This window comes from Rhizobiales bacterium NRL2, assembly GCA_001664005.1.
Taxonomy (GTDB): domain Bacteria; phylum Pseudomonadota; class Alphaproteobacteria; order Minwuiales; family Minwuiaceae; genus Minwuia.
Genome location: CP016093.1, coordinates 1,209,702 through 1,233,570, shown reverse-complemented (window position 1 = coordinate 1,233,570; position 23,869 = coordinate 1,209,702). Strand labels below are relative to the sequence as shown.

25 protein-coding genes are annotated in these 23,869 nt (G+C 67.1%); 9 read left to right on the top strand and 16 right to left on the bottom strand.

The features are described from left to right. Positions 1 to 216: 216 nt before the first annotated feature. Genes TEF_05675 through TEF_05660 form a run of 4 tightly spaced genes read left to right on the top strand, consistent with a single transcriptional unit; the run spans position 217 to position 5,467 of the window. Positions 217 to 2,190 (top strand): transketolase, encoded by a 1,974-nt coding sequence (locus tag TEF_05675; protein ANK80335.1) that lies wholly within the window; start codon positions 217 to 219, stop codon positions 2,188 to 2,190. Positions 2,191 to 2,208: 18 nt separating this feature from the next. After that, positions 2,209 to 3,216 carry a type I glyceraldehyde-3-phosphate dehydrogenase gene (locus TEF_05670; GenBank protein ID ANK80334.1) on the top strand — a complete coding sequence of 336 codons (1,008 nt, stop codon included), beginning with the start codon at positions 2,209 to 2,211 and terminating at the stop codon, positions 3,214 to 3,216. Positions 3,217 to 3,231: 15 nt separating this feature from the next. Continuing rightward, positions 3,232 to 4,425, top strand: a complete 1,194-nt coding sequence (pgk, locus tag TEF_05665) for a phosphoglycerate kinase (protein ID ANK80333.1) — start codon at positions 3,232 to 3,234, stop codon at positions 4,423 to 4,425. Between the two features lie 22 nt (positions 4,426 to 4,447). Continuing rightward, the gene (locus TEF_05660) at positions 4,448 to 5,467 is read left to right on the top strand and encodes a fructose-bisphosphate aldolase (GenBank protein ID ANK80332.1); all 1,020 of its coding nucleotides are present in this window, start codon (positions 4,448 to 4,450) and stop codon (positions 5,465 to 5,467) included. Between the two features lie 326 nt (positions 5,468 to 5,793). Here the strand turns inward: TEF_05660 and TEF_05655 are convergent, their stop codons facing one another. Continuing rightward, positions 5,794 to 6,387: a superoxide dismutase gene (locus TEF_05655; GenBank protein ANK80331.1), complete on the bottom strand. Its 594-nt coding sequence runs from the start codon at positions 6,385 to 6,387 to the stop codon at positions 5,794 to 5,796. A 193-nt stretch (positions 6,388 to 6,580) separates the two neighbouring features. On the opposite strand from TEF_05655, the gene TEF_05650 reads away from it, so the two are divergent. The 3 genes from TEF_05650 to TEF_05640 all read left to right on the top strand — a co-directional run bounded on the left by TEF_05650 (position 6,581) and on the right by TEF_05640 (position 8,887). Continuing rightward, positions 6,581 to 7,351 (top strand): short-chain dehydrogenase, encoded by a 771-nt coding sequence (locus tag TEF_05650; GenBank protein ANK80330.1) that lies wholly within the window; start codon positions 6,581 to 6,583, stop codon positions 7,349 to 7,351. Between the two features lie 176 nt (positions 7,352 to 7,527). Further along, positions 7,528 to 8,253, top strand: a complete 726-nt coding sequence (locus TEF_05645) for a glutaredoxin (protein ID ANK83302.1) — start codon at positions 7,528 to 7,530, stop codon at positions 8,251 to 8,253. A gap of 31 nt (positions 8,254 to 8,284) precedes the next feature. Further along, positions 8,285 to 8,887 carry a hypothetical protein gene (locus tag TEF_05640; GenBank protein ID ANK80329.1) on the top strand — a complete coding sequence of 201 codons (603 nt, stop codon included), beginning with the start codon at positions 8,285 to 8,287 and terminating at the stop codon, positions 8,885 to 8,887. A gap of 97 nt (positions 8,888 to 8,984) precedes the next feature. Here TEF_05640 and TEF_05635 read toward each other — a convergent pair whose 3' ends face one another. From TEF_05635 to TEF_05625, 3 genes are read right to left on the bottom strand one after another with little or no spacing between them, the layout of a single operon-like run. Beyond that, positions 8,985 to 9,725, bottom strand: coding sequence for a 3-oxoacyl-ACP reductase (locus TEF_05635; GenBank protein ID ANK80328.1), 741 nt, complete (start codon positions 9,723 to 9,725; stop codon positions 8,985 to 8,987). Positions 9,726 to 9,748: 23 nt separating this feature from the next. Beyond that, the gene (locus TEF_05630) at positions 9,749 to 10,633 is read right to left on the bottom strand and encodes a hypothetical protein (protein ID ANK80327.1); all 885 of its coding nucleotides are present in this window, start codon (positions 10,631 to 10,633) and stop codon (positions 9,749 to 9,751) included. A gap of 6 nt (positions 10,634 to 10,639) precedes the next feature. Then, positions 10,640 to 11,161, bottom strand: a complete 522-nt coding sequence (locus tag TEF_05625; protein ID ANK80326.1) for a peptidylprolyl isomerase — start codon at positions 11,159 to 11,161, stop codon at positions 10,640 to 10,642. A gap of 121 nt (positions 11,162 to 11,282) precedes the next feature. Between TEF_05625 and TEF_05620 the strand changes: the two genes are divergently transcribed. Continuing rightward, entirely contained in the window at positions 11,283 to 11,777 is a 495-nt protein-coding gene (locus TEF_05620) for a diguanylate cyclase (protein ANK80325.1), read from the top strand. Between the two features lie 4 nt (positions 11,778 to 11,781). On the opposite strand, the gene TEF_05615 is transcribed toward TEF_05620, so the two are convergent. From TEF_05615 to TEF_05560, 12 genes are all read right to left on the bottom strand, one after another. Next, complete coding sequence (locus TEF_05615; GenBank protein ID ANK83301.1) at positions 11,782 to 12,330, bottom strand: NUDIX hydrolase; 549 nt, start codon at positions 12,328 to 12,330, stop codon at positions 11,782 to 11,784. 346 nt (positions 12,331 to 12,676) lie between these two features. Beyond that, positions 12,677 to 14,158 carry a c-type cytochrome biogenesis protein CcmI gene (locus TEF_05610; GenBank protein ANK80324.1) on the bottom strand — a complete coding sequence of 494 codons (1,482 nt, stop codon included), beginning with the start codon at positions 14,156 to 14,158 and terminating at the stop codon, positions 12,677 to 12,679. Positions 14,159 to 14,164: 6 nt separating this feature from the next. Further along, positions 14,165 to 14,653, bottom strand: a complete 489-nt coding sequence (locus TEF_05605; protein ID ANK80323.1) for a hypothetical protein — start codon at positions 14,651 to 14,653, stop codon at positions 14,165 to 14,167. Then, positions 14,650 to 15,180: a thiol:disulfide interchange protein gene (locus tag TEF_05600; GenBank protein ID ANK83300.1), complete on the bottom strand. Its 531-nt coding sequence runs from the start codon at positions 15,178 to 15,180 to the stop codon at positions 14,650 to 14,652. The genes TEF_05605 and TEF_05600 overlap by 4 nt, the downstream gene beginning before the upstream one ends. A 44-nt stretch (positions 15,181 to 15,224) precedes the next feature. After that, positions 15,225 to 17,222, bottom strand: a complete 1,998-nt coding sequence (locus TEF_05595; protein ANK80322.1) for a c-type cytochrome biogenesis protein CcmF — start codon at positions 17,220 to 17,222, stop codon at positions 15,225 to 15,227. Continuing rightward, positions 17,222 to 17,683 carry a cytochrome c biogenesis protein CcmE gene (locus TEF_05590; protein ID ANK83299.1) on the bottom strand — a complete coding sequence of 154 codons (462 nt, stop codon included), beginning with the start codon at positions 17,681 to 17,683 and terminating at the stop codon, positions 17,222 to 17,224. Before TEF_05590 ends, TEF_05595 begins: the two co-directional genes overlap by 1 nt. 8 nt (positions 17,684 to 17,691) lie before the next feature. Then, positions 17,692 to 17,874, bottom strand: a complete 183-nt coding sequence (locus tag TEF_05585) for a heme exporter protein CcmD (GenBank protein ANK80321.1) — start codon at positions 17,872 to 17,874, stop codon at positions 17,692 to 17,694. Between the two features lie 37 nt (positions 17,875 to 17,911). Further along, a complete protein-coding gene (locus tag TEF_05580) occupies positions 17,912 to 18,655 on the bottom strand; it encodes a heme transporter HemC (protein ANK80320.1) in 744 nt (247 codons plus the stop codon). Positions 18,656 to 18,736: 81 nt separating this feature from the next. Beyond that, on the bottom strand, positions 18,737 to 19,405 hold the full coding sequence (locus TEF_05575) for a heme exporter protein CcmB (GenBank protein ID ANK80319.1): 669 nt from the start codon (positions 19,403 to 19,405) through the stop codon (positions 18,737 to 18,739). A 2-nt stretch (positions 19,406 to 19,407) separates the two neighbouring features. Continuing rightward, the gene (locus TEF_05570; protein ANK80318.1) at positions 19,408 to 20,052 is read right to left on the bottom strand and encodes a heme ABC exporter, ATP-binding protein CcmA; all 645 of its coding nucleotides are present in this window, start codon (positions 20,050 to 20,052) and stop codon (positions 19,408 to 19,410) included. An 11-nt stretch (positions 20,053 to 20,063) separates the two neighbouring features. Beyond that, positions 20,064 to 20,423, bottom strand: coding sequence for a hypothetical protein (locus TEF_05565; GenBank protein ID ANK80317.1), 360 nt, complete (start codon positions 20,421 to 20,423; stop codon positions 20,064 to 20,066). Between the two features lie 126 nt (positions 20,424 to 20,549). Beyond that, the gene (locus TEF_05560; GenBank protein ANK80316.1) at positions 20,550 to 21,746 is read right to left on the bottom strand and encodes an isovaleryl-CoA dehydrogenase; all 1,197 of its coding nucleotides are present in this window, start codon (positions 21,744 to 21,746) and stop codon (positions 20,550 to 20,552) included. 137 nt (positions 21,747 to 21,883) lie between these two features. On the opposite strand from TEF_05560, the gene TEF_05555 reads away from it, so the two are divergent. Further along, complete coding sequence (locus TEF_05555; GenBank protein ID ANK80315.1) at positions 21,884 to 23,869, top strand: acetyl/propionyl-CoA carboxylase subuit alpha; 1,986 nt, start codon at positions 21,884 to 21,886, stop codon at positions 23,867 to 23,869.

The following is a 23,869-nucleotide window of genomic DNA, read 5'->3' as shown; positions in this document are numbered from 1 at the left end:
CACCGACCGTTCCGGTTTTGGCGAATTCGGGTTCGCCGTGGTTGACGCCCGAACGACCGCCCGGCATTTTGCCGCCGCTTTCGGGCTGCGCCGATCAGCGGGGCGGCCCGGGCATCTTGTGCCCGGACAGCGAACGTCATTTCACCAGCGAGGCGTTCCGGCCGGGCGTGAAGGTTCGTCGGACATGCCGTCCAGAAGCGCCGAGGCCCAGAACGTATGAATGTTGATCCGCGCGAGATGGCGAACGCCATCCGAGCCTTGTCGATGGACGCTGTCCAGAAGGCGAACTCCGGCCATCCCGGCATGCCCATGGGCATGGCCGACGTAGCGACGGTGCTTTTCAGCAAGTACCTGGCGTTCGATCCGCGCCGGCCCGACTGGCCGGACCGCGACCGCTTCGTGCTGAGCGCCGGTCATGGCTCGATGCTGCTCTATTCGCTGCTCTACCTGACGGGCTATGCGGACATGACCATCGAAGAGCTGAAGAACTTCCGCCAGTTCGGCTCCCGCACCGCCGGCCATCCCGAATACGGCCACGCCGCCGGCATCGAGACCACCACCGGTCCGCTGGGCCAGGGCCTGGGCAACGCCGTCGGCATGGCGCTGGCGGAGCGCATCCTGAACGCGCGCTTCGGCGACACGGTGGTCGATCACTTCACCTACGTGATCGCCGGCGACGGCTGCCTGATGGAAGGCATCAGCCACGAGGCGGCCAGCCTCGCCGGCCATCTGAAGCTGGGCAAGCTGGTCGTCCTCTTCGACGACAACAGCATTTCCATCGACGGCTCGGTCGACCTCGCCTGTTCCGACAACCAGATGGCGCGATTCGCCGCCCTTGGCTGGCACGTGCTCGACTGCGACGGCCACGATCACAAGGCGGTCGCCGACGCGATCGAGGCCGCCCGCAACGAGCCGCGGCCCTCGCTGATCGCCTGCAAGACCGTCATCGGCTACGGCGCGCCCAACAAGCAGGGCACAGCAGCCACCCATGGCGCCCCGCTGGGCGATGAGGAGATCCAGGCGGCGCGCGAGAAGCTCGGCTGGACTTCCGCGCCCTTCGAGGTGCCCGACGACGTGCTCGACGCCTGGCGGCTGGTCGGTGCCCGCGGCGCCTCCCGCTCGGCGGCCTGGGACGTGCGCCTGGCGGAGATCGACCAGGACCGCCACGAGACCTTCAAGCGCATCATGTCGGGCCGCCTGCCCGACGGCTGGGAGGCCGGGATCGAGGCGCATATCGCCAAGCTGCTGCAGGACAAGCCGAACGTGGCGACGCGCAAGGCTTCACAGATGGCCATCGAGGTGCTGCAGCCGGCGCTGCCCGAAATGGTCGGCGGTTCCGCCGATCTGACCGGTTCGAACCTGACCAAGACCGGCGCCATGACGCCGGTGACGCCGGGCGACTTCGCGGGTTCCTACATCTACTACGGCGTGCGCGAACACGGCATGGCTGCGGCGATGAACGGCATGGCGCTCCATGGCGGCGTCATCCCCTACGGCGGCACTTTCCTGGTCTTCACCGATTACTGCCGCCCGTCCATCCGCCTTTCGGCGCTGATGGGTCAGCGGGTGATCTACGTGATGACCCATGATTCGATCGGTCTGGGCGAGGACGGTCCGACCCACCAGCCGGTCGAACATCTCGCCGCGCTGCGGGCGATCCCGAACGTGCGCGTTTTCCGTCCGGCCGACGCGGTGGAGACGGCCGAGTGCTGGAGACTGGCGCTGGCGCACGATTCGGGCCCGTCGGTGCTCGCGCTCTCCCGCCAGGGCACGCCGCAGGTGCGCGCAGAAGCTAAGGATCTCTCCGCCCGCGGCGGCTATATCCTCAAGGAGGCCGCAGGCGAGGCGAAAGTCACGCTGATCGCGACCGGAACCGAAGTCGCGCTGGCGCTGGCGGCGCGCAAGCAGCTCCAGGCCGACAGCATCCCGACCTCGGTCGTTTCCATGCCCTGCCGCGAGATTTTCGATGCGCAGGATGAGGACTACCGCAACCAGACGCTCAGGCCCGGGACGGTGCGCATCGCGGTGGAAGCCGCTTCCCCCTTCGGCTGGGAACGCTATGTCGGGGAGAATGGCGGCTTCGTCGGCATGACCGGCTTCGGCGCATCGGCGCCCGCCGACCAGCTCTACGAACATTTCGGCATCACGCCCGCCGCGATCGCGGAGGCCGCCAAGGGGCGGCTCGGCTAGTCAGGAAGGAAAAGAAGAATGACGCTACGTGTCGCCATCAACGGATTCGGCCGCATCGGCCGCCTGGTTCTGCGCGCCCTTGCCGAATCGGGCCGCAACGACATCCAGGTCGTCGCCATCAACGATCTCGGCTCGATCGAGGCGAACGCCCATCTGTTGCGCTACGACACCGTGCATGGCCGCTTTCCGATGAAGGTGACCACCACCGACAGCGGCATGGACTACGGCAAGGGCGAGATCCGGGTGCTGGCCGAGCGCGATCCGGCGAAGCTGCCCTGGGGCGACATGGGCGTCGACATCGCGCTGGAGTGCACCGGCCTGTTCGCGTCGAAGGAGAAGGCCTCGGCCCATCTGCAGGCCGGCGCCAGGCGCGTGCTCGTCTCGGCGCCGGCCTCCGGCGCCGACCTCACGGTGGTCTACGGCGTCAATCACGACAAACTGGAGAGCGGCCACCAGGTGGTTTCCAACGCCTCATGCACCACCAACTGCCTGGCCCCGGTCGCCCAGGTGCTGAACGATTCGATCGGCATCGAGAGCGGCTTCATGACCACCATCCACGCCTATACCGGCGACCAGCGCACGGTCGACACCCTGCACAGCGACCTGCGCCGCGCCCGCGCCGCCGCGTCCTCGATGATCCCGACCTCGACCGGCGCGGCCAAGGCCGTCGGACTGGTGCTGCCGGAACTCGCGGGCAAGCTGGACGGCACGGCGATCCGCGTGCCGACCAACAACGTCTCGCTGATCGACCTCACCTTCCAGGCGTCGCGCAAGACCTCGGCCGAAGAGATCAACGAAGCCATGAAGCAGGCCGCCGAAGGCCGGCTGAAAGGCGTGCTTGAGGTCAATGACGAGCCGCTGGTCTCGGTCGACTTCAACCACTCGCCGGCCAGTTCGACCTTCGACCTGACCCAGACGCAGGTCATCGACGGCACCTTCGTGCGCGTGCTGAGCTGGTACGACAACGAGTGGGGCTTCTCCAACCGCATGGGCGACACCGCGGTCGCCATGGGCCGTCTGATCTGAGCGGAGGGCCATCGCATGAGCCGGTTCCGCACGCTCGACGACCTCAACGCGGCGGGCCGGCGCGTGCTCGTACGCGTCGACCTGAACGTACCCTTCCGTGACGGCCGGGTCAGCGACCACACGCGGATCGACCGCGTTCTGCCGACGATCCGGGAACTCTCCGACAAGGGCGCGAAGGTGATTCTGCTCGCCCATTTCGGGCGGCCGAAGGGCGAGCGGCAACCGGAACTGTCGCTGGAACCGGTCGCCGCGGCAGTGTCCGAGCGTCTTGGCCGGCCCGTCGGCTTTGCGCCGGACTGCGTCGGCGAGCCGGCGGAGAAGGGCATCGCCGCGATGGCCGACGGCGACGTGCTGCTGCTGGAGAACACCCGCTTCCACGCCGGCGAGGAAAGGAACGACGACGCTCTCGCCGACCGCATGGCGGCGCTCGGCGACGCCTTCGTCGCGGACGCCTTCTCCTGCGCCCACCGCGCCCATGTCTCGACCGAAGGCCTGGCGCGGCGGCTGGAGACGGTCGCGGGCCGTTGCATGGAGGCGGAACTGACCGCGCTGGAGAGCGCGCTGGGCGACCCCGAGCGCCCGGCGGCGGCGCTGGTCGGCGGGGCCAAGGTATCCACCAAGCTGGACGTCCTGGAGAACCTCTCGGGCAGCGTCGACCTGCTGATCATCGGCGGAGCCATGGCCAACACCTTCCTGCTGGCCCGCGGATTCGAGGTGGGCCGCTCGCTCGCCGAGCCGGATCTGGTCGCCACCGCCCAGCGGATCATGTTCGCGGCCGAGAACCGGGGCTGCGAGATTCTGCTGCCGCTGGACGCCGTGGTGGCCGACAGCCTGGCGGCGGATGTCGATTCGGATGTCGTCGACATCGCGGCGGTACCCGCCGACCGCATGATCCTGGACGTCGGGCCGAAGAGCATCGCCCAGACCGTCGCACGGCTGGAGGACTGCCGTACGCTGATGTGGAACGGCCCGATGGGCGCCTTCGAGACGCCGCCCTTCGACCGGGCCACGGTCGAGATCGCACGGGCCGCGGCGCGCCTGACGAAATCCGGCAAACTCAATTCCGTCGCCGGTGGCGGCGACACGGTTGCGGCGCTGAACCACGCTGACGCGGCGGCCGATTTCTCGTATGTATCCACTGCCGGCGGCGCATTCCTGGAATGGATCGAGGGGAAGGTCCTTCCGGGCGTCGCCGTCCTTCAACGATGACCGAGCGGGAGCAAGAGAGAAGATGTCCGATCGCGACCTGAATGCCGTTGCCATGAAGATCGTCGCCGACGGTCGGGGAGTCCTGGCGGCCGACGAATCCACCGGCACCATCAAGAAGCGCTTCGACCAGATCGGCGTCGAGAACACCGAGGAAAACCGCCGCGACTACCGCGAGATGCTGTTCCGCGCCGAAGACCACGGCAAGTACACCGGCGGCATCATCCTGTACGATGAGACCCTGCGCCAGAAAGCGGCCGACGGCACGCCGCTGGTCGACCTAATCCGCAACGCCGACGTCGCGCCGGGCATCAAGGTGGACAAGGGCGCCAAGCCCCTGCCTTTCGCGCCCGGAGAGACCGTGACCGAAGGCCTGGACGGGCTGCGCGAACGCTTCGAGGAGTACCGCAAGCTGGGCGCCGAGTTCGCCAAGTGGCGCGCGGTCATCAAGATCACCGACGATCTGCCGAGCGACTACTGCATCGCCGCCAATGCCCATGCCCTGGCGCGCTACGCCGCGCTCTCCCAGGAAGCGGGCATCGTGCCGATCGTCGAGCCCGAGGTGCTGATGGACGGCGGCCACGACCTGGCCCGCTGCCAGAAGGTGACCGAGGATACGCTGGAGGCGGTGTTCGCGGAGCTCCATGCCCAGCGCGTGGCCCTGGAGGGGATGTTGCTGAAACCCAACATGGTGATTTCGGGCCAGGACGCGGCGAACCGCGCCGGCGTGCAGGAAGTCGCCTACGCGACCATCCAGACCCTGAAGCGCTGCGTGCCGGCCGCGGTGCCCGGCATCGTCTTCCTGTCGGGCGGCCAGACCGAGGAAGAGGCGACCGCGCACCTCGACGCCATGAACCGCCTGGGCGACCTTCCGTGGAAGCTCAGCTTCTCCTATGGCCGCGCGCTGCAGCAGTCGGCGCTGAAGGCCTGGAGCGGCAAGCCGGAGAACGTCGCCGCCGGACAGCGCGCCTATCTGCACCGCGCCCGGATGAACTGGGCCGCCGCCCGCGGTGAATGGCACGCGGAACTGGAAAAGGCGGCCTGAGACCGGCCGCGGGAACCCTACCGCCAGCAACGGCACCAGAAAAAGGAAAGGCCGCCCCCGCGCCGACGGGAACGGCCTTTCGCTGTTGCTGCCTCCCGGCCATGGAGGGTGTTAGGCCCCTCCGGCGGCGGGAGAACCATGTCGTCCGGAAACCGTTTCCCCGACCCCCGGCAATGACCGCAACGGGTGAATGGATAGCATGATTCCGAACGCATGTGGTGTGTCCGGGCTGTGACATGAGGCGGTGAGACGAAAAAGGGCCCGGACGGCGGTCCGGGCCCTGTCGGTCATCGGCTGCACGGGGGCGGGTCGTCCCGCCCGCAGCTTCAGCCCTTCATGTTGGCGTTGACGAAGTCCCAGTTGACCAGATGGTCGAAGAACGCCTGCACGTAGTCGGGCCGGCGGTTCTGGTAGTCCAGATAATAGGCGTGCTCCCAGACGTCGACGGTCAGCACCGGCGTCAGGCCGTCGGTCATCGGGGTGCCGGCGTTGGACGTGTTGTGGATCTTCAGCTTGCCGCCGTCGAGCACCAGCCAGGTCCAGCCGGAGCCGAAATTGCCGGCCGCCGAGGCCTTGAACTTGGCAGCCATCTCTTCGGTCGAACCGAACTCGGCCTTGATCGCGTCGGCGATATCCCCCTTGGCCTCGCCGCCGCCGCCGGGCGCCATGCCGTTCCAGAAGAAGGTGTGGTTCCAGATCTGGGCGACCTGGTTGAACAGCCCCTGATTGCCCTGCTTGTGGGCTTCCATGATGGCTTCCTCGACCGAGGCGTTGTCCAGCGGCGTGCCCTGGACCAGTTCGTTGGCCTTGGTCACATAGGCGTTGTGGTGCTTGCCGTGATGAAAGTCGAGCGTGTTGGCCGAGTAGTGCGGCTCCAGCGCGTCCTTGGCATAGGGCAGGTCAGGAAGTTGAAATGCCATGTCGGATCTCCCGTTCTCGTTGGAATTGGACGGCGCCGCCCCCCGGCGCGACGATCCCCTTGCGCTTTTTCAAGTGGTGCGCCTGTGCCCCGAATAAAGGGGGGCTAGGTTGCAGAGGTCAAGACTTCTCGCCGGATTGCGCGGCTGTTATTCAGAACCCAACGGCACGAAACAACCATCGAGAGGATCATCCATGCGGGTCAAGGGCAAGGTCTGCGTCATCACGGGCGGCGCATCCGGTATCGGCAAGGCGCTGGCGGAGCGCTTTCACGAAGAAGGCGCCAAGGGCGTGGTCGTCGCGGACATGCAGGCCGACAAGCTAGAGCAGGTCGCCGCCAGCGTGAACGGACTCGCGGTCGTCACCGACGTATCGAAGGAAGAGGACATCAAGCGGCTGGTGAAGGCGGCCGAGGATGAATACGGCCATATCGACGTCTTCGTCTCCAATGCCGGCATCGCCCGCATGGGCGGCGAGGAGAGCTCCGACGCCGACTGGCAGCAGAACTGGGACATCCACGTCATGGCCCATGTCTATGCCGCGCGCGCGGTGGCCGAGAAGATGGCTGCCCGCGGCGAGGGCTATCTGATCAACACCGCCTCCGCCGCCGGCCTGCTGACCCACGTCAACTCCGCCACCTATTCGGTGACCAAGCATGCCGCGGTGTCCTTCGCCGAATGGCTCTCGATCAACTATGGCGACCGGGGCGTCCATGTCTCGGTGCTGGCGCCGCAGGCGGTGCGGACCGCCATGACCTCGGGCCGCAACGTCTCGGTGGCTTCGGTCGACGGCATGATCGAGCCCGAGCAGCTCGCCGACTGCGTGATCGAGACGATGGACAAGGAAGAGTTCCTCATCCTGCCCCACGAGCAGGTGCGCGAGTACATGAAGCGCAAGGCCCTCGATGTCGACCGCTGGCTGTCCGGCATGCGGCGCTTCAAGGCCAAACGCCCCGAATCCGGCTGAGGCAAACCCGTGCGCCGCGCTTGAAGCGGCGCGCGAAACCGCCATGTGCCCCTCAACCCCTTCTTCAAGAGGGGGAGCACGAACAACGGTAACGTTGCGGGAGCACAGAAATGGCAGACGATCAGCGAACCGCGAAGGCGGACGCGGAGGACGGCCAGGTCGCCGAGCTTCATCGCATGGTCATGCCCGACCACCTCTGCCCCTTCGGCCTGAAGGCCAGGGATCTGCTGGAGCGCGAGGGCTACCAGGTCGACGACCACTGGCTGGAAACCCGCGACGAAACCGACCGTTTCCAGGAGAAGCACGGCGTCGACACCACGCCGCAGATATTCATCGGCGGCGAGCGCGTCGGCGGCTATGACGAGCTGAGGGTCTGGCTGGGCAAGGACGATCCCCCGGAGGAGCAGGACGACACGACCTACCGGCCGGTGATCGCCTTGTTCATCATGGCCTTCCTGATCGCCATGGCCGTGCGAATCGCCACCGGCGCGGACCTTCTCGCCATCCGGACACTGGAATGGTTCATCGCGACCGCGATGAGTCTGCTCGCCCTGCAGAAGCTCGACGATGTCGAGGGCTTCTCGACCATGTTCCTGAACTACGACCTGCTGGCCCGGCGCTGGGTGCGCTATGGCTACATCTATCCCTATGCCGAAGCCTTCGCCGGCATCCTGATGCTGGCGGGCGCGCTGATCTGGCTCGCCGCGCCGGTGGCGCTGTTCATCGGCCTGGTCGGATCGGTGTCGGTCTTCAAGGCCGTCTATGTCGACAAGCGCGAACTGAAATGCGCCTGCGTCGGCGGCAGTTCCAACGTACCGCTCGGCGCGATCTCCTTGACCGAGAACCTGATGATGACTGTCATGGGGATATGGATGCCGTTGAAAATGTACGTGCTGCAGTGAACCGCCGCGGCCCCGCTCGCCGGTGGCGGCCATGACCGCGATCGAGTTCTTCTGGGATCCCGGCAGCACCAACACCTATTTCGCGTGGAAGCTGCTGCCGCCGATCGCGGCGCGCCATGGCGCGGCGGTCGTCCCGCGCGCCTTCAATCTCGGTCACGTCTTCCGCCACCATGACTATGTCCTGATGGACGAGCCGCCGGCGAAGATCGCCAACCGCAAGCGCGACCTCGAGCGCTGGACGGCAAAATACGGCCTCGCCTTCCGTTTCCCCGACGTGTTTCCGATCAAGACCAGCCGCGCGCTGCGCGGCGCCCTCGCCATGCGTGGCCGCGGGCTGGAGCACGAATTCATTACCGCCGTGCTGGAGGCCTACTGGGAGCGCAACGACCATTCGATTGCGGAGATCGCCGGCCTCGGCCGCCTTGCCGAGAGGCTGGGCGTCGATCCCGAAGCGTTCGAAGCCGAGGTGGAAAGCCCCGCCGTCCGCGAGTTGTTGATCGCGGAAACGGAGGAAGGCCTGGAGCGCGGCGTTTTCGGCGCGCCCTCCTTCCTGATCGGCGACGAACTGTTCTGGGGCAAGGACCGCATGGACTTCGTCGAGGACGAGCTGCGGCGCAATTCCGGGGGAGGTTGAATCGCCACCACCTGCAGGTCCCGTGACTTGATCGCGGGTCCAGTGAGGCAGCGGTAAAGTGATGGGCCCCGGGATCGAGTCCCGGGGCGGGTTCAGTCTAGTAGGTCGCGCGACCCCCGGAGATGTCGATCGCCTGACCGGTGGTGAAGCTGCAGTCCTCGGACGCGAGCCAGGTCACCAGCGCCGCGATCTCGGAAGGCTCGACGAAACGGGCCATGGGGATCTTGGAGAGCATGAAGTCGATGTGCTCCTGGCTCATCTGCTCGAAGATCGCCGTCCGCGCCGCGGCCGGGGTGACGCAGTTGACCATCACGTTGCGGTCGGCCAGTTCCTTGCCCAGCGACTTGGTCAGCGCGATGACCCCGGCCTTCGACGCCGAATAGGCCGAGGCGTTGGGATTGCCCTCCTTGCCCGCGACCGAGGCGATGTTGACGATCCGGCCATAGCCGTTCTCGATCAGCTTCGGCGCCACGGCGCGGCAGCACAGATAGACGCCGATCAGGTTGATCTCGATGATCTGGCGCCATTCCTCGGGGGTGTAATCCCAGACCTTCCGGTTGGCGCCGGCTATTCCGGCATTGCAGACCAGAATGTCGAGGCCGCCCAGCGCCGCCATCGTGTCGGCCAGAGCGCCATCGATGGCCGCGTGGTCGGTGACGTCGACCACCGCGGGTGTCGCCCCGATCGCCGTGGCGGTCTCCGCGGCCAGGGCTTCGTCGCGGTCCCAGATCGACACCGCCGCGCCTGAGGCGATGAAACGCTCGGCGATCGCGCGGCCGATGCCTTGCGCCCCGCCGGTCACGATGGCTCGTCTGCCCTTCAGATCGATCGCGTTCATGAACCCCTCCCGCTCCGTGCCGGTCAGGCTGCCGGCTTCTCCATGGTCAGCAGCAGCCGCCAGGCCGCGATATCCTCGGGCGGCTGACCCGCATAGTCCCCGTGCACCGGCAGCCGGTCCGGATCCTCGACGCTCCAGCGCTCGGCCGCCAGCGTGCGGAAGCCGACGCCTTCCAGCATCGCGATCATCTCGCCGGCCGGAATGCGGTTGATGTACTGCACGTCGTTCTCCAGCCAGCGGCTGAACGCGGCCTTCGAATGTCGCAGATAATGCTTCTTCGAGCGTGAGGGATCGTAGTGCGCGAGGTGATCGTCCAGCCCGACCTGGGCCGCCATGCGCCCGCCCGGCTTCAGCACCCGGAACCAGTCCTCGGCGGCGCGCCGGAAGCCCTCGGCGACGACATGTTCGAGCACGTCGACCGAATAGACCATGTCGAAGCGGCCGTCCGGATAAGGCAGAACGCCGTCATGATCGATGGCGTAGTGCATGTCGAGGACGGCGTAGACGTCGTCGAAGCTCTCCGCGCGCTCGAGCCCGGCCAGCCGCGCTTCGGCCCGCTCCCGCTGCGCCGGCGTCAGATCGAGGCCCGCGAGCCCCTGGCGGACCTGGGGCAACGCCGCCCGGAACGCTGCGAAGGCCCGGTTGTCCCAGACGTCGAAGCAGTGAACCTCGGCCTCATGGATCAGCGCGGGAAAGACGCTGTAGGCGTGCATCCAGCCCGTGCCGAGCTCCAGAAAGACCGGACGCTCCGGCAGTTCCGCCTCGGCGATCCGGTCGAGTACCCAGCCGGCCCGCTCCATCGACAGCTTGCGCTCGGTCTTCCGGTTGCCGAGCCAGCGGTACAGCGCCTTGGTGGCGCCGTTGAGCGAAAAGGCGCGAAGCACCGTGGCCGCCAGGTAGTAGTTCAACGATGGTCAGTCCTTTGCGTCGGCCGCCACCTGCACGGTCACCATCTTGTCGGGATTGCGCGGCGGCTCGCCCGTGGCGATCGCGTCGACATGCTCCATGCCTTCGGTCACCTGGCCCCACACGGTGTACTGGCCGTTCAGGAACGAACCCTGGTCGAACATGATGAAGAACTGACTGTTGGCCGAATTCGGGTTCTGGGACCGGGCCATGCCGACAGTGCCGCGTTCGAAGGGCGTATTCGAGAACTCGGCCGGCAGGTCGGGTTTCTTTGAACCGCCGCGGCCGGTGCCGGTGGGATCGCCGGTCTGCGCCATGAATCCGGGAATGACGCGATGGAAGACCACGCCGTCATAGAACCCCTCTCGGGCCAGTTCCTTGATCCGCTCCACGTGCTTCGGCGCCACGCCGGGCAGCATCTCGATGACCACGCGGCCATGTTCAAGGTCGATATAGAGTGTGTTTTCCAAATCCGCCGCCTCGCCATTGGTCGTCGTCGCGATAGATAGTACGGTTACAAGCGCCAGCATCAGTCGACGCATTCGCAGACTCCTTCGGGTTGCCTCGCACCCGGTACGCGGGCGCGATTTCGATGTGTACCGGGTTTCGAACGGCGATGAAACCGCCGATCGGCGGGCAGGGGAGGGTTTGATGTTTCCGGCCTATTTCCAGCGCATGGCCCGCTACAACCGTTGGGCCAACGGTCTGGTCTACGACGCGGCGGCGAAGATCCCCGACGAGGCCTACCGCCGCGACGTGGGCGCCTTCTTCGGCTCCGTTCACGGCACGCTGAACCATTTGCTGGTGGCCGACCGCATCTGGCTGAAGCGGCTGACGGGCGAAGGCGAAGCCCCGGCGCGGCTGGACGCGGTGCTGTTCGACGACTTCGGCGCGCTGCGGGACGCCCGCGAGACCGAGGACGAACGGCTTCTGGCCTGGACCGGACGGCTCTCGCCGGAGGACTTCGAACGCGATTTCAGCTACCGCAACATGGCCGGCGATACGTTCGCCAATCCGCTCGATCTGATTCTCGGCCACGTCTTCAACCACCAGACCCACCACCGGGGCCAGGCGCACGCCATCATCGGGCATCTGGGTTTCGAGCCGCCTTCGATGGATCTCGTCTATTTCGAGCGGCAGGGCTGACCGCTCAGGGCGGCGTCATGCGGCCGGTTTCGCCCGGCGGGTTGCCGAATGTCGCGAAGTCGTCGCGGTCCCAGACCTCGCGGACCTGATCCAGCGCCCAGCGCACGCTGGGGAAGGCGAGTTCGTCCCAGGGAATCTCGTCGAAATCGAACAGGGCGACCTCGAGGGATTCCGGGCCCGCTTCGAAACCGGGCGCGGCCAGCTCGGCCTTGTAGATGAGCTGCACCTGGGAAATCCGTGGAATGTTGTAGACCGCCAGCAGCGGCCCCATGCGCAGTTCCACGCCGGCCTCCTCCCAGGCCTCCCGCGCGGCGCCCTCGGCCGAGGTCTCGCGCTCCTCCATGAAGCCGGCCGGGATGGTCCAGAAGCCCCGGCGCGGCTCGATGGCCCGGCGGCAGAGCAGCACCTTGTCGCCGTGGCGGCAGACTGCGCCGACGACGATCTTCGGATTGACGTAATGCACCCAGCCGCACTCGTCGCAGACCATGCGCTCCCGGTCGTCGCCGGCGGGCACCTGCTGACTGAAGTTCTCCCCGCCCGGTAGGTGTCTCATGGCTGCTCCATCTGCCTCGGCGGCGGACGGCGCCATCCCCTTTGCCCCGCCGGAACCGATTGTATCCTTTCGGCACATTTCGCCGTAGCGGGATGCTAGTTGGAAGGCGGCGGCAAGTCCATTCGCCCCGCATTGGGACATCACGCGCTGACCGTCTGGGCCGCAATTTCAGGGGAACCGCCTGTTTCAGGCCGCAGACTGGCCATGGCACGCCGATTGCTGATGGCAATGCGTGGCGCCTGGCGTCGTAGAGTTTTTCAGTCGCCGCAGCATTCCCTTGATCGGCATGACGAAAGTCATGACCGCACTTCCAACGGAGACGCCAACCCCTCGGCGTCTCCGTTTTTTATTGTCCCTGCTGAAGCCGTTCGATCTGGGCCTGGACGGCTGTATGGGCGTCGCTGCCCGGCGTCAGGGTGCCCAGCAGTTTCCGCCATGACTGTACAGCGGCCTCCGGCCGGCCGGCCTCGGCCTCGCCCCGGCCAACGAACCACAGGGCATCCGGGTTGTCGGGATCGACCTCCAGCACCGCGCGGAACGCTTCGACCGCCCTGGGCGACAACGGGCCATCACCGCCGGCGTCCACGAGCGCGCCGGCCAGCGCCAGCCGGGTTTCCGTATCCTCCGGGCGGAGCCGTGCCGCGTTCTCATAGGCTTCGATCATGGCATCGGTCTCGCCCAGCACGCCGCGCGCGCGGGCGAGCCGCATCCAGCCGTCATAATCGTCCGGGTTCTCTTCCAGCCTCGCGGCCAGTCCTTCGACCATGCCTCGGATCATCGCCTGGCGGTCGTCGGCCGACATCTCCTGCGCCGCCTGGATGTCCTCGGCGGACGGGCCGGGCGCGGCGGCGTCGCTGCTCTGGGCCGGTGCGGGCGGGGCGGAAGGTCCGGGCGCGGCGCCGGCCGCGGCCATCCGGTCCATCAGCTCTGCCGGCGGCTCGACGTCCAGGTCGCGGGCCACCTCGGCGATGCGTTCCCTGAGCGCGGGCAGCCAGGGCGCGTCGGCAGGAGAATCCTGCGCCAGCGACACCCAGCCGTCATAGGCCCCCTTCAGATCGCCGCCCTGCCCCCGCGCCAGCGCCAGGTAATAGCGCGCGCCGGGATGATTGGCGTCGATCTCGACGGCGCGGCGGAAGGCATCCTGCGCGCGCTCGATGACGACCCCGTTCGAGGAAAAGACCAGTGCCTCGCCGAGTTGCATGTGCGGGGCCGGATCGCTCGCGGCCTCCGGCAGGGCCGCCGCCTTCGCATAGGCCCCCGCGGCGTCGCCATAACGGTCCATGACGCCATAGCTGCGGCCGAGCAGCATCCATCCCTCGAAGTTCTCCGGATCCTCCTCCAGGCGGCGTTCCAGGTTGCCCACCATGTTGGAAACCGATTCAAGGCCCTGTTCGGCCGACGGCGCCCCCGGCTGCGCCGCGGCCATGCGGGCGGCGCCGGCCGGGACTTCGATGCGCTGGGCCAGCGGCTGGGCAGGCAGGTCCGGATTGCCGATGGCGAGATAGAGCAACCCCGCGCCGACCGGCACCGAGACGGCGATGACAAGGCCCACGATCAGGGGCGCGCCGCCGCCTTCACGCACGTCCGGTTCGGCGTCGCGCGAGGCCTGCAGCATGCGCCGTTCGATCTCGTTGCGGGCGGCGCGCGCCTCGGCCGGCGAGATCACCCCGCGCGCTTCCTCGGCGCGCAGTTCGTCGATCTGGCTGCGGTAGACGGTCATGTCGTAGTCGCCGCGGCGCGCAGCGCCCCGCCCGGCGCCGACCAGCGGGCGCAGCACGAAGAGAAGCACGGCGAGCGTGATCGCGGCGATCAGGATCCAGAAAAGCAAGTGCAGCTACCTTTGATCGGAAAGGGCGCGGTCCAGCTCGGCGCGCTCGGCCTCGGTCAGCGGCGCTTCATTGCCGCCGCCGGCCCTGCCCGCCGCCCGCCGGCGCCGCAGATAGACCGCCGAGATGATGAGGCCGGGAACAAGGATCAGCAGCGGACCGAACCACAGGAGGTAGGTCGTCGCCTTCATCGGCGTATCCAGCAGCACCCAGTCGCCGTACCGGGCCACCATGTAATCCCGGGCTTCCTCGTTGGTGTCGCCCGCGGCGATGCGCTCGCGCAGCAGCACGCGCAGGTCGCGGGCCAGCGGCGCGTGACTCTCGCTGATCGCCTGGTTCTGGCAGACGAGGCAGCGCAGTTCCTTCATCAGCTCCTGCGCGCGGGCCTCCTTCTGCGGATCCTCCAGCGGCTTCTCGGTGAAGATCGCCTGTGCGGGCACGGCGAACGCCAGCACCGCGGCAAGCAGGAGGAACTGAAACGGCCGAAGCAAAGTCATTTCCGCAGCTCCGCCAGCAGAGGCCGCAGCTTGTCGCGCAGGATCTGCGGCGTGATCGGACCGATCACCTTGTCGACGATGACGCCGTTGCGGTCGATCACGAAGGTCTCCGGCACGCCGTAGACGCCGAAGTCGATGCCGACACGGCCGTTCACGTCGGAGCCGATGCGGTCATAGGGATCGCCGAAACGGTCCAGCCAGGAAATCGCGTCGTTGGGCCTGTCCTTGTAGTTGAGGCCGTAGATCGGCACCTCGCCGGACTTCTGCATCTCCATGAGGATCGGATGCTCCACCCGGCAGGCCACGCACCAGCTCGCGAAGACGTTGACCAAGGCCGGTTCGCCGCCCAGATCGGCGCGCGAGAGGCCGTTGTCCTTGCCCGGCAGCGGCGGCAGGTCGAACTCCGGCGCCGGCTTGTCGATCAGCACGGACGGGATGGACTTCGGATCCAGCGAAAGCCCCTGGAAGAGGAAGCCGCCGATCACGACGAAAACGGCGACGGGAAGCAACGCCCAGAGCCAGCGCAGGGACGAGCCGCCCGTCGGCTGTTCTTCGGCCTGTTCGGACATGTTCAGTCTCCAGCGCCTGCGATGGCGGCGTCGCCCGGCGCCTGTGCCGCGCGGCGTGCCGGGGCGCCAATGCGGTGTCGGCGATCGCTGAGCGAAACCAGGCCGCCGGCGACCATGAACAGCGTTCCCAGCCAGATCCAGATCACCAGCGGCTTGTAATAGAGCCGGACGGCATAGCCGCCCTGGCCATCGGGCTCACCCAGAACTGTATAGAGGTCGCCGGCGAAGTTGGAGCGGATGGCGGCCTCGGTGGTTTCCATGGGCGGGCTGGTGAAGGTTCGCATCTCGGGCTGCAGCACGGTGACGGGCTGACCGTCCCTGGTGACGACGAAGGCGCCGGTAAGCGATTCGTAGTTCGGGCCCGGCACCGTCTGGGCGCCGACGAAGGTCAGATCGTAATCGCCCACGGTCTGCGTGTCGCCCGGCCGCATGATGGTCTGGATTTCCTCCTGCCAGGTCTCCGAGGCGGTGATGCCGAGCACCATCAGCGCAACGCCCAGATGCGCCAGACTCATGCCGAAGCTGGCCCGGGGCAGGCCGCGCGCGCGCCGCCAGCTCTCGCCGGGGGAGACCCGGAATAGCTTCACCCGCTCGCCCATTTCCCAGAGCACGCCGAAGCCGAGCCAGACGACCAGGACCATGCCCAGCACCGCCAGCAGCGATATGTCGAAAGCGGCCCACAGGGTCGCCACCGCGGCGACGAAGGCCGCCATGGCGACGAACCGCAGGCGTTTGAGGATGCCGGTCAGATCGCCCCGCTTCCAGGCCATCATCGGCCCGATGGCCAGCGCCGCCACCAGCGGCGTCATCAGCGGCACGAAGGTCGCGTTGAAATAGGGCGGGCCGACCGAGACCTTCTCGCCCGTGACCGCATCGAGGAACAACGGATAGAGCGTGCCCAGCAGGACCGTGAGACAGGCGGTGGTGAGCAGCAGGTTGTTCAGCACCAGCGTGCCTTCGCGGCTGACCGGCTGAAACACCCCGCCGCCCTTCAGCATCGGCGCGCGCAGCGCATAGAGCACCAGCGAACCGCCGACGACGGCGCCAAGGAAGGCAAGGATGAAGACGCCGCGCGCCGGATCGGTGGCGAAGGCATGGACCGAATTCAGCACGCCCGAGCGGACCAGGAACGTGCCCAGCAGCGAAAGCGAGAAGGCGAGGATCGCCAGCAATACCGTCCAGCTTTTCAGCGCGTCGCGCTTCTCCACGACGATCGAGGAGTGCAGCAGCGCAGTCGCGGCCAGCCAGGGCATGAAGGAGGCGTTCTCCACCGGGTCCCAGAACCACCAGCCACCCCAGCCGAGTTCGTAATAGGCCCAGTAGCTGCCCAGCGAGATGCCGCAGGTCAGGAACATCCAGGCCGCCAGCGTCCAGGGTCTGACCCAGCGCGCCCAGGCCGGGTCGACGCGGCCCTCGATCAATGCCGCCACGGCGAAGGAGAAGGAAACCGACAGGCCGACATAGCCGAGGTAGAGGAAGGGCGGATGGATCGCCAGCGCCGGATCCTGCAGCAGCGGGTTCAGCCCCTGCCCCTCGAAGGGCGCCGGGTCCAGCCGGGCGAAGGGATTGGACGTGAAAAGGATGAAGGCCAGGAAGCCGACGCCGATCATCGCCTGCACCGACAGCACGCGCGCCTTCAGCGTTGGCGGCAGGTTGTCGCCGAACCGAGCCACGGCAGCGCCGAAAAGCGTCAGGATCAGAATCCAGAGCAGCAGCGAGCCTTCGTGATTCCCCCAGACGCCGCTGATCTTGTAGATCATCGGCTTCAGTGAATGGCTGTTGGCGACGACGTTCGCGACCGAGAAATCCGAGGTCACGAAGCTGACCGTCAGACAGCCGAAAGCGAACAGCACCAGCAGGAACTGCGCCTGCGCCGCCGGCGTCGCAATGGCCATCCAGCCGGCATCGCGCCGCGCCGCGCCGATCTGCGGCACGATGGCCTGCACGGTGGCGACGATGATCGCCAGCACCAGCGCGTATTGTCCGAGTTCGGGGGCCATCAGTTCACGGCCTTCGCGCTGCTCATCTGCATCTTGCCCTCGCAGTTGCCCGGGCCCTGCATCGTGTCGGCGATCTCGGGCGGCATGTAGTTCTCGTCGTGCTTGGCCAGCACCTCATGGGCGACGAAGCGGCCGCTGCCGTCAAGTTCGCCAAGGGCGATGACGCCCTGACAATGCCGGAACAGGTCGGGCAGGATCTTGTTGTAGGAGACCTCGATGGCGTTGACTCCGTCCGTCACCCTGAAGCGGGTGATGATGCCTTCCTTCTCGATCGAGCCGTCCTCGACCAGACCGCCGACGCGGAACCGCTTGCCCTCAGGAAAGCCGTTCTCGACCAGCTGGGTCGGGCTGCGGAAGACATCCAGCTCCTCGTTCAGCGCCATCAGGGAGAACCCGACCGCGCCACCCACGAACAGCAAGCCGATCAGAACCAGCGCCAGCCGCTGCCGTTTCCTGCTGATTTTCCTGCTCAACGCTTCTCCGCCTTTCTCCGCCGCCGGGGGCTCAACGCCTCCAGCGCCCGCGCCTCGCGCTCGGCGCGCTTCGCGCCGCGCACGCTGGCGACCAGCAGCACGACCATCACCAGCGCCGTGGCGCCGTAGGTCGGCCAGACATAGGCCGCGTAGCCGCCCATGGCAAGGAACTCGCTCATCGGGCCCTGTCTCCGCTCGCCGTGAACATCTTTTCCCTCATTCCGCCGGCTGCATCGCCTGATGGCGCGCGGCCTGGGCCATGCGCATCATCCGGCTGCGGCGACCGTGGATTTCACCCCGCACCCGGTAGATCAGGACCACCACATAATACGCCAGGAAACCCACTATCATCAGCAATAGTGGCCAAAGCATGGAATTGTCGACCCGCGGACCATCCACGGTGATCAGCGTGGCGCCCTGGTGCAGCGTGTTCCACCATTCCACCGAGAACTTGATGATCGGAATCATGACCACGCCGACGATGGCGAGGATCGCCGCCGCGATCGCCGCCTTGGCCTCCTCCTCGAAGGCCTGCCAGAGAGCCATGTAGCCGATGTAGATGAAGAACAGGATCAGGACCGAGGTCAGGCGCGCGTCCCAGACCCACCAGGTGCCCCACATCGGCTTGCCCCACAGCGAACCGGTAAGCAGGCACAGGAAGCAGAAGGCGGCGCCCACCGGCGCCGAAGCCTTGGCGATCATGTCGGCGACCGCGTGACGCCAGATCAGCGCCACGGCGCTGGAAACCGCCATGCCGACATAGACGCCCATCGCCATCATCGCCGCCGGCACGTGAATGAACATGATCCGCACCGTATCGCCCTGCTGGTAGTCGGGCGGCGCGAAGAACAGGCCCCAGACCAGTCCCGCGCCGATGCAGGCAACGGCCACCGCCACCGCGAAAGGCAGGATCGCCGAGGTCAGCCTGAGAAAACGCGTGGGATTTGCGAGCTTGTGCATCTGGCTCCCTAGATAGGACGGACCGAACCGCCGAGAAGTGACCGCCGTCTCAGCCCCGCCGCACAGGATTCACCTGAAAAATCAATCGAGCGCAAGCCTTAGCGCCCATGCTGCGGCCATCGGCGCCATCACAATTGCGCCAAGCAGGATTGCCGCGAGGAAGAACAGGTTCGCCGCCGGATCGAAGTCCTGCAGCGCGGCCTCCACCGCACCGACGCCGAAGATCAGCACGGGGATGTAGAGCGGCGTGACGATAAGGGTGAGCAGCACGCCGCCGCGGCGAACGCCGACCGTCAGCGCCGCGCCGATGGCGCCGATCAGGCTGAGCGTCGGCGTGCCCAGCGCCATGGCCGCGACCAGCGTGGCGAAACCCTCGACGGGCAACTGCATCAGCAGCGCCAGCACCGGGGTTGCCAGGATCAGCGGCAATCCCGTGGTCAGCCAGTGCGCGGCGATCTTGGCGGCGACGATCACCGTCAGCGGCACCGGCAGCAGCGCGAGGTGGTCGAGGCTGCCGTCCTCCAGGTCCGCCTGGAACAGCCGGTCGAGGGAAAGCAGTACCGACAGCAGCGCCGCGACCCAGATCACGCCCGAGGCGATGCGCGAGAGCATTTCCGGCTCCGGCCCGATCCCGAGCGGGAACAACATGATCACCATGACGAAGAAGGCGATGACCAGCAGGCTCGCCCCGCCCTGGCGGCGCGCCAGCAGCAGGTCCCGGCGCACGACGGCGAGAAAGGCGGCAAGCATGCTCAGTACTCCGCCTCCGCGTACCAGTCGTCGATGTTCTCCGGCGGCATGATCTCGAATTGCGCGCCCTCGACGCCGGGCAGCGGGGTGTGGGTCGCGGCGACGATCAGTCCGCCGGCGGAAAGGTGGTCCGCCATCACCCCGCCCAGAGCCGCGACCGCATCCCGGTCCAGCGCGGTCACGGGTTCGTCCAGCAGCCAGAGCGCCGCCGGCTCGATCAGCAGCCGGCTCAGCGCCACGCGCCGGCGCTGGCCCGCCGACATGTAGCCGACGGGGAGATCGGCCAGTCCCTCGATGCCGAAACGCGCCAGCGCCGCCTGCGGTTCAGCCGCGCCGCCGCCCTTCAGACGCGCCGCCAGGGCCAGGTTTTCCACCGCGGTCAGGGCGGGCTTCATGCCGTCCTTGTGGCCGGCATAGAGAAGTTCCGCGCGGAACGCGTCCGGATCGTCGGCGATCGGCTCGCCGCGCCAGCGCACTTCCCCGGCGAACGGCCGCGCCAGACCGGCGATCATCCGCATCAGGGTCGACTTGCCGGCCCCGTTGCGGCCGGTCAGGGTCAGCATGCCGCCAGCGGCGACCGCGAAGCCGATATCGGCGAAGATCAGGCGATCGCCCCGCATCGCCGCCAGTCCGATCCCTTCGAGCATGGGACCCGGCCTCAGCGCGCGCGCGTGCGGCTCATCTCCGCACCGACGCTCTCGACGTCGCCGAAGACGTCCAGCTTCTCGATGGTGACCCGGGCGCTGACGACGCGGGGGTGAGCCAGGGTCATGTCCAGCACGCGGTCGCCCAGGATCTCGACCAGTTCGATATGGCCGGAATGGGCGATATCCTTGATTCCGTTCAGCAGATCCTCGTAGGAGACGACGCCCTCGATCCCGTCGTCGTCCTCGTCGCGGACGGTCTCGGCCTCCAGGTTGACGCGGACGCGCTGGGCGTGGCCGCGCTCATGCGTGTGGACGCCGATCTCCATGGCCAGCACCAGATCGCGGATGAAGATCCTGTAAGTCTCCGACACGCCCGTCCCCCGGCCCTGACCTCGTGAGCGTTGCCACTAACGATTTAACGGACCGCCGGTCAAGCGCGCCGCGCCCGTGCCTGCGCGCGACGGCACGAAGAGGACCGGTCAAGGCGCCGGAACCGACTAGCGGAAGATTTCGCCGGCGATGATCATCTTGCGCACCTCGGTCGTCCCCGCGCCGATCTCCAGCAGCTTGGTGTGGCGGAAGAGGCGGTTGATCTCCGATTCCCAGATGTAGCCCGTCCCGCCGTGGACCTGGACCGCGAGGTCCAGCAGGCGGTTCATGGTGTTGGCGGTGTACATGACCGATGCGGCGGTGATCTTGTGCACGTCGCCGCGCCCGCCTTCGCCCTCGGCCAGATCGTTGACGGCAGCCAGCCCCTTGTAGGTGAACAGCCGCACCGCCTCGAGCATCACGTACATGTCGGCGATGTGGCTCTGCACCATCTGGAAGCTGGAGATGGGCTGGCCGAACTGCTTGCGTTCCCTGGCGTAGTCGACGGTGAGCTCGTAGGCCCGCTCGCAGATGCCGAGGCAGATGGGCGAGATCATCGCCCGCTCCAGGTCCAGTCCGGACATGACGACGACGTGGCCCTTGTTCTCCTCGCCCACCATGTTGGCCGCCGGCACGCGGCAGTCCTCGAACACCAGTTCGCCGGTCTGGCTGCCGCGGAAGCCCATCTTGATCAGCTTCTGGGCGACCTTGAAGCCCGGCATGTCCTTCTCGATGACGAAGGCGGAGATGCCCTTCGCGCCGGCCTCCGGGTTGGTCTTGGCATAGACCAGCAGGATATCGGCGATGGGGCCGTTGGTGATGTAGAGCTTGGAGCCGTTGAGGACGTAGTCGTCGCCGTCGCGGCGCGCCGTCGTCCGCATCGAGCCCAGCGCGTCGGACCCCGCGCCCGGTTCGGTAAGGCCCAGCGCGCCGATCAGCGAACCGTCGGCCAGACCGGGCACGTAGCGTTTGCGGATGTCCTCGTTGCCGTTGCGCAGGATGTTGTTCATGCACAGATTGTCATGCGCCACCCAGGCCAGGCCGAAGGCGGGATTCCAGCGGCTGATCGCCTGGAGCAGCAGGCCGGAGCCGAAGACGTCGAGGCCCGCCCCGCCCAGTTCGGGGGGCGCCGTGACGCCCAGGAATCCGACCTCGCCCAGCGCCCGGAACTCGGCATCCGGCCACCATTCCTCGTTGTCCATGCGTGCGGCGAGCGGAAAGATCTGCTCGCGCGCGTAGCGATCCGCGGTGTCGAGCAGCGTGCGCTGCTCCTCCGACAGGTCGAAGGCCGGGGCCGCGGCCTCGTTCGGTATTGCGTTGTTCATGTCTCTCTCCCCAAGTGCCGGCGATTAGAACCGAGGCGCGCCCGCTTGTCACCCACCCCCGGGGCCTTTCCGGCGTTGTCCGCCTCGGTTCAAGGCGCTAGAAGGAGCGGCAGAGTTTGGGGGAACCAGCGGACAAGATGTTCAAGAAGATTCTGATTGCCAATCGCGGCGAGATCGCCTGCCGCGTCATGAAGACCGCCCGCGCCATGGGCATCCAGACGGTCGCCGTCTACTCCGACGCCGATGACGGCGCGCTGCACATGCGCATGGCCGACGAGGCCGTCCACATCGGCGGCGCCGCGGCCTCGGAGAGCTACCTGGTCATCGACCGGATCATCCAGGCGTGCAAGGAGACCGGCGCCGAGGCGGTCCATCCCGGCTACGGCTTCCTGTCGGAGAACCAGAAATTCTACACCGCCCTGGAAAAGGCCGGCATCGCCTTCATCGGCCCCGGCCAGAAGGCCATCGCGGCGATGGGCGACAAGATCGAATCGAAGAAGCTGGCGATGAAGGCGGGCGTCAGCACGGTGCCCGGCCATGCCGACATCATCGAAGACCCGGAGGAAGCGGTGAAGATCGCCGCCGACATCGGCCTGCCGGTGATGATCAAGGCCTCCGCCGGCGGCGGCGGCAAGGGTATGCGCGTGGCCTGGAGCGAAGAGGAAGTGCGCGACGGTTTCAAGTCGGCGAAGTCCGAAGCCGCCTCCAGCTTCGGCGACGACCGCGTCTTCATCGAGAAGTTCATCGAGGAGCCGCGCCACATCGAGATCCAGGTACTGGCCGACGGCCAGGGCACGACGCTCTATGTCGGCGAGCGCGAATGCTCGATCCAGCGCCGCCACCAGAAGGTCATCGAGGAGGCGCCGAGCCCCTTCCTGGACGAGGCCACGCGCAAGGCCATGGGCGAGCAGGCCGTGGCCCTGTCGGAGGCCGTCGACTACCGCAGCGCGGGCACCGTCGAGTTCATCGTCGACAAGGAACGCAATTTCTACTTCCTGGAGATGAACACCCGCCTGCAGGTGGAGCATCCGGTCACCGAGCTGGTCACCGGCATCGACCTGGTCGAGCAGATGATCCGGGTCGCCGCCGGCGAGAAGCTGCAGCTCACCCAGGACGACATCCGCCTGAATGGCTGGGCCATCGAGAGCCGCATCTACGCCGAGGATCCCTATCGCGGATTCCTGCCCTCCATCGGGCGGCTGACCCGCTACCAGCCGCCGAAGGAGAACCGCATCGTCCGCGTCGACACCGGCGTGGTCGAAGGCTCCGAGATCACCATGTTCTACGACCCGATGATCGCCAAGCTGTGCACCTACGGCGCGACCAGGGCCGAGGCGATCGACAACATGATCGACGCCCTGAACGGTTTCCGGATCGAGGGCATCAGCCACAACATCAACTTCGTCAACGCCGTCTGCAATCACGAGCGCTTCCGCGAGGGACGGCTGTCGACCAACTTCATCGCCGAGGAATATCCGGAAGGTTTCGTCGGTGCGCCGCTGAAGCAGGAGACCGAGCGGCAGCTCGTCGCCGTGGCCGTCGTCGCGCACCTGCGCGATCTGGCGCGCGGCACCTCGATCTCCGGTCAGGTGCCCCATTTCGTCCCCAGGATCGGTCAGGACTGGCGGGTGCAGTGCGGCGAGCAGAACTTCACCGTGCGCACGACGGTCGGCGACTACGCCACCGACGTCACCGTCGACAACGACCACATGATCGTCGAAAGCCGCTACCGCCCCGGCCAGGCGCAGTTCGTCGGCAATGTCGGTTCCCGGCGCATGCAGGCGATGGTCACCCGGACGCTGGAAGGCTATCTGCTGACCTTCGACGGCGCGACGCGCGAGTTCATCATCCGCACGCCGACGGGCGCGGAGATGGCGGCGCTGATGCCGGTCAAGGAAGCCGTGGACATGTCGAAGTTCCTCGTCTGCCCGATGCCCGGCGCGCTGATGCAGCTGCACGTCGAGGTCGGCGACGAGGTCAAGACCGGCCAGCCCCTGGCCGTCATCGAGGCGATGAAGATGGAGAACGTCCTCCGCGCCGAGACCGACGGCGTGGTCAAGGCCGTCAACGCCAGGCCCGGCGACAGCCTGGCGGTCGACGACATCATCCTGGAACTGGAATAG

Excerpts from the sequence above, each read along its gene's own strand:
- TEF_05675 (ANK80335.1), top strand. The coding sequence starts at position 217 with ATGAATGTTGATCCGCGCGAGATGGCGAACGCCATCCGAGCCTTGTCG.
- TEF_05670 (ANK80334.1), top strand. The coding sequence starts at position 2,209 with ATGACGCTACGTGTCGCCATCAACGGATTCGGCCGCATCGGCCGCCTG.
- pgk (ANK80333.1), top strand. The coding sequence starts at position 3,232 with ATGAGCCGGTTCCGCACGCTCGACGACCTCAACGCGGCGGGCCGGCGC.
- TEF_05660 (ANK80332.1), top strand. The coding sequence starts at position 4,448 with ATGTCCGATCGCGACCTGAATGCCGTTGCCATGAAGATCGTCGCCGAC.
- TEF_05655 (ANK80331.1), bottom strand. The coding sequence starts at position 6,387 with ATGGCATTTCAACTTCCTGACCTGCCCTATGCCAAGGACGCGCTGGAG.
- TEF_05650 (ANK80330.1), top strand. The coding sequence starts at position 6,581 with ATGCGGGTCAAGGGCAAGGTCTGCGTCATCACGGGCGGCGCATCCGGT.
- TEF_05645 (ANK83302.1), top strand. The coding sequence starts at position 7,528 with ATGGTCATGCCCGACCACCTCTGCCCCTTCGGCCTGAAGGCCAGGGAT.
- TEF_05640 (ANK80329.1), top strand. The coding sequence starts at position 8,285 with ATGACCGCGATCGAGTTCTTCTGGGATCCCGGCAGCACCAACACCTAT.
- TEF_05635 (ANK80328.1), bottom strand. The coding sequence starts at position 9,725 with ATGAACGCGATCGATCTGAAGGGCAGACGAGCCATCGTGACCGGCGGG.
- TEF_05625 (ANK80326.1), bottom strand. The coding sequence starts at position 11,161 with ATGCTGGCGCTTGTAACCGTACTATCTATCGCGACGACGACCAATGGC.
- TEF_05620 (ANK80325.1), top strand. The coding sequence starts at position 11,283 with ATGTTTCCGGCCTATTTCCAGCGCATGGCCCGCTACAACCGTTGGGCC.
- TEF_05615 (ANK83301.1), bottom strand. The coding sequence starts at position 12,330 with ATGAGACACCTACCGGGCGGGGAGAACTTCAGTCAGCAGGTGCCCGCC.
- TEF_05605 (ANK80323.1), bottom strand. The coding sequence starts at position 14,653 with ATGACTTTGCTTCGGCCGTTTCAGTTCCTCCTGCTTGCCGCGGTGCTG.
- TEF_05595 (ANK80322.1), bottom strand. The coding sequence starts at position 17,222 with ATGGCCCCCGAACTCGGACAATACGCGCTGGTGCTGGCGATCATCGTC.
- TEF_05585 (ANK80321.1), bottom strand. The coding sequence starts at position 17,874 with ATGAGCGAGTTCCTTGCCATGGGCGGCTACGCGGCCTATGTCTGGCCG.
- TEF_05580 (ANK80320.1), bottom strand. The coding sequence starts at position 18,655 with ATGCACAAGCTCGCAAATCCCACGCGTTTTCTCAGGCTGACCTCGGCG.
- TEF_05575 (ANK80319.1), bottom strand. The coding sequence starts at position 19,405 with ATGCTTGCCGCCTTTCTCGCCGTCGTGCGCCGGGACCTGCTGCTGGCG.
- TEF_05570 (ANK80318.1), bottom strand. The coding sequence starts at position 20,052 with ATGCTCGAAGGGATCGGACTGGCGGCGATGCGGGGCGATCGCCTGATC.
- TEF_05560 (ANK80316.1), bottom strand. The coding sequence starts at position 21,746 with ATGAACAACGCAATACCGAACGAGGCCGCGGCCCCGGCCTTCGACCTG.
- TEF_05555 (ANK80315.1), top strand. The coding sequence starts at position 21,884 with ATGTTCAAGAAGATTCTGATTGCCAATCGCGGCGAGATCGCCTGCCGC.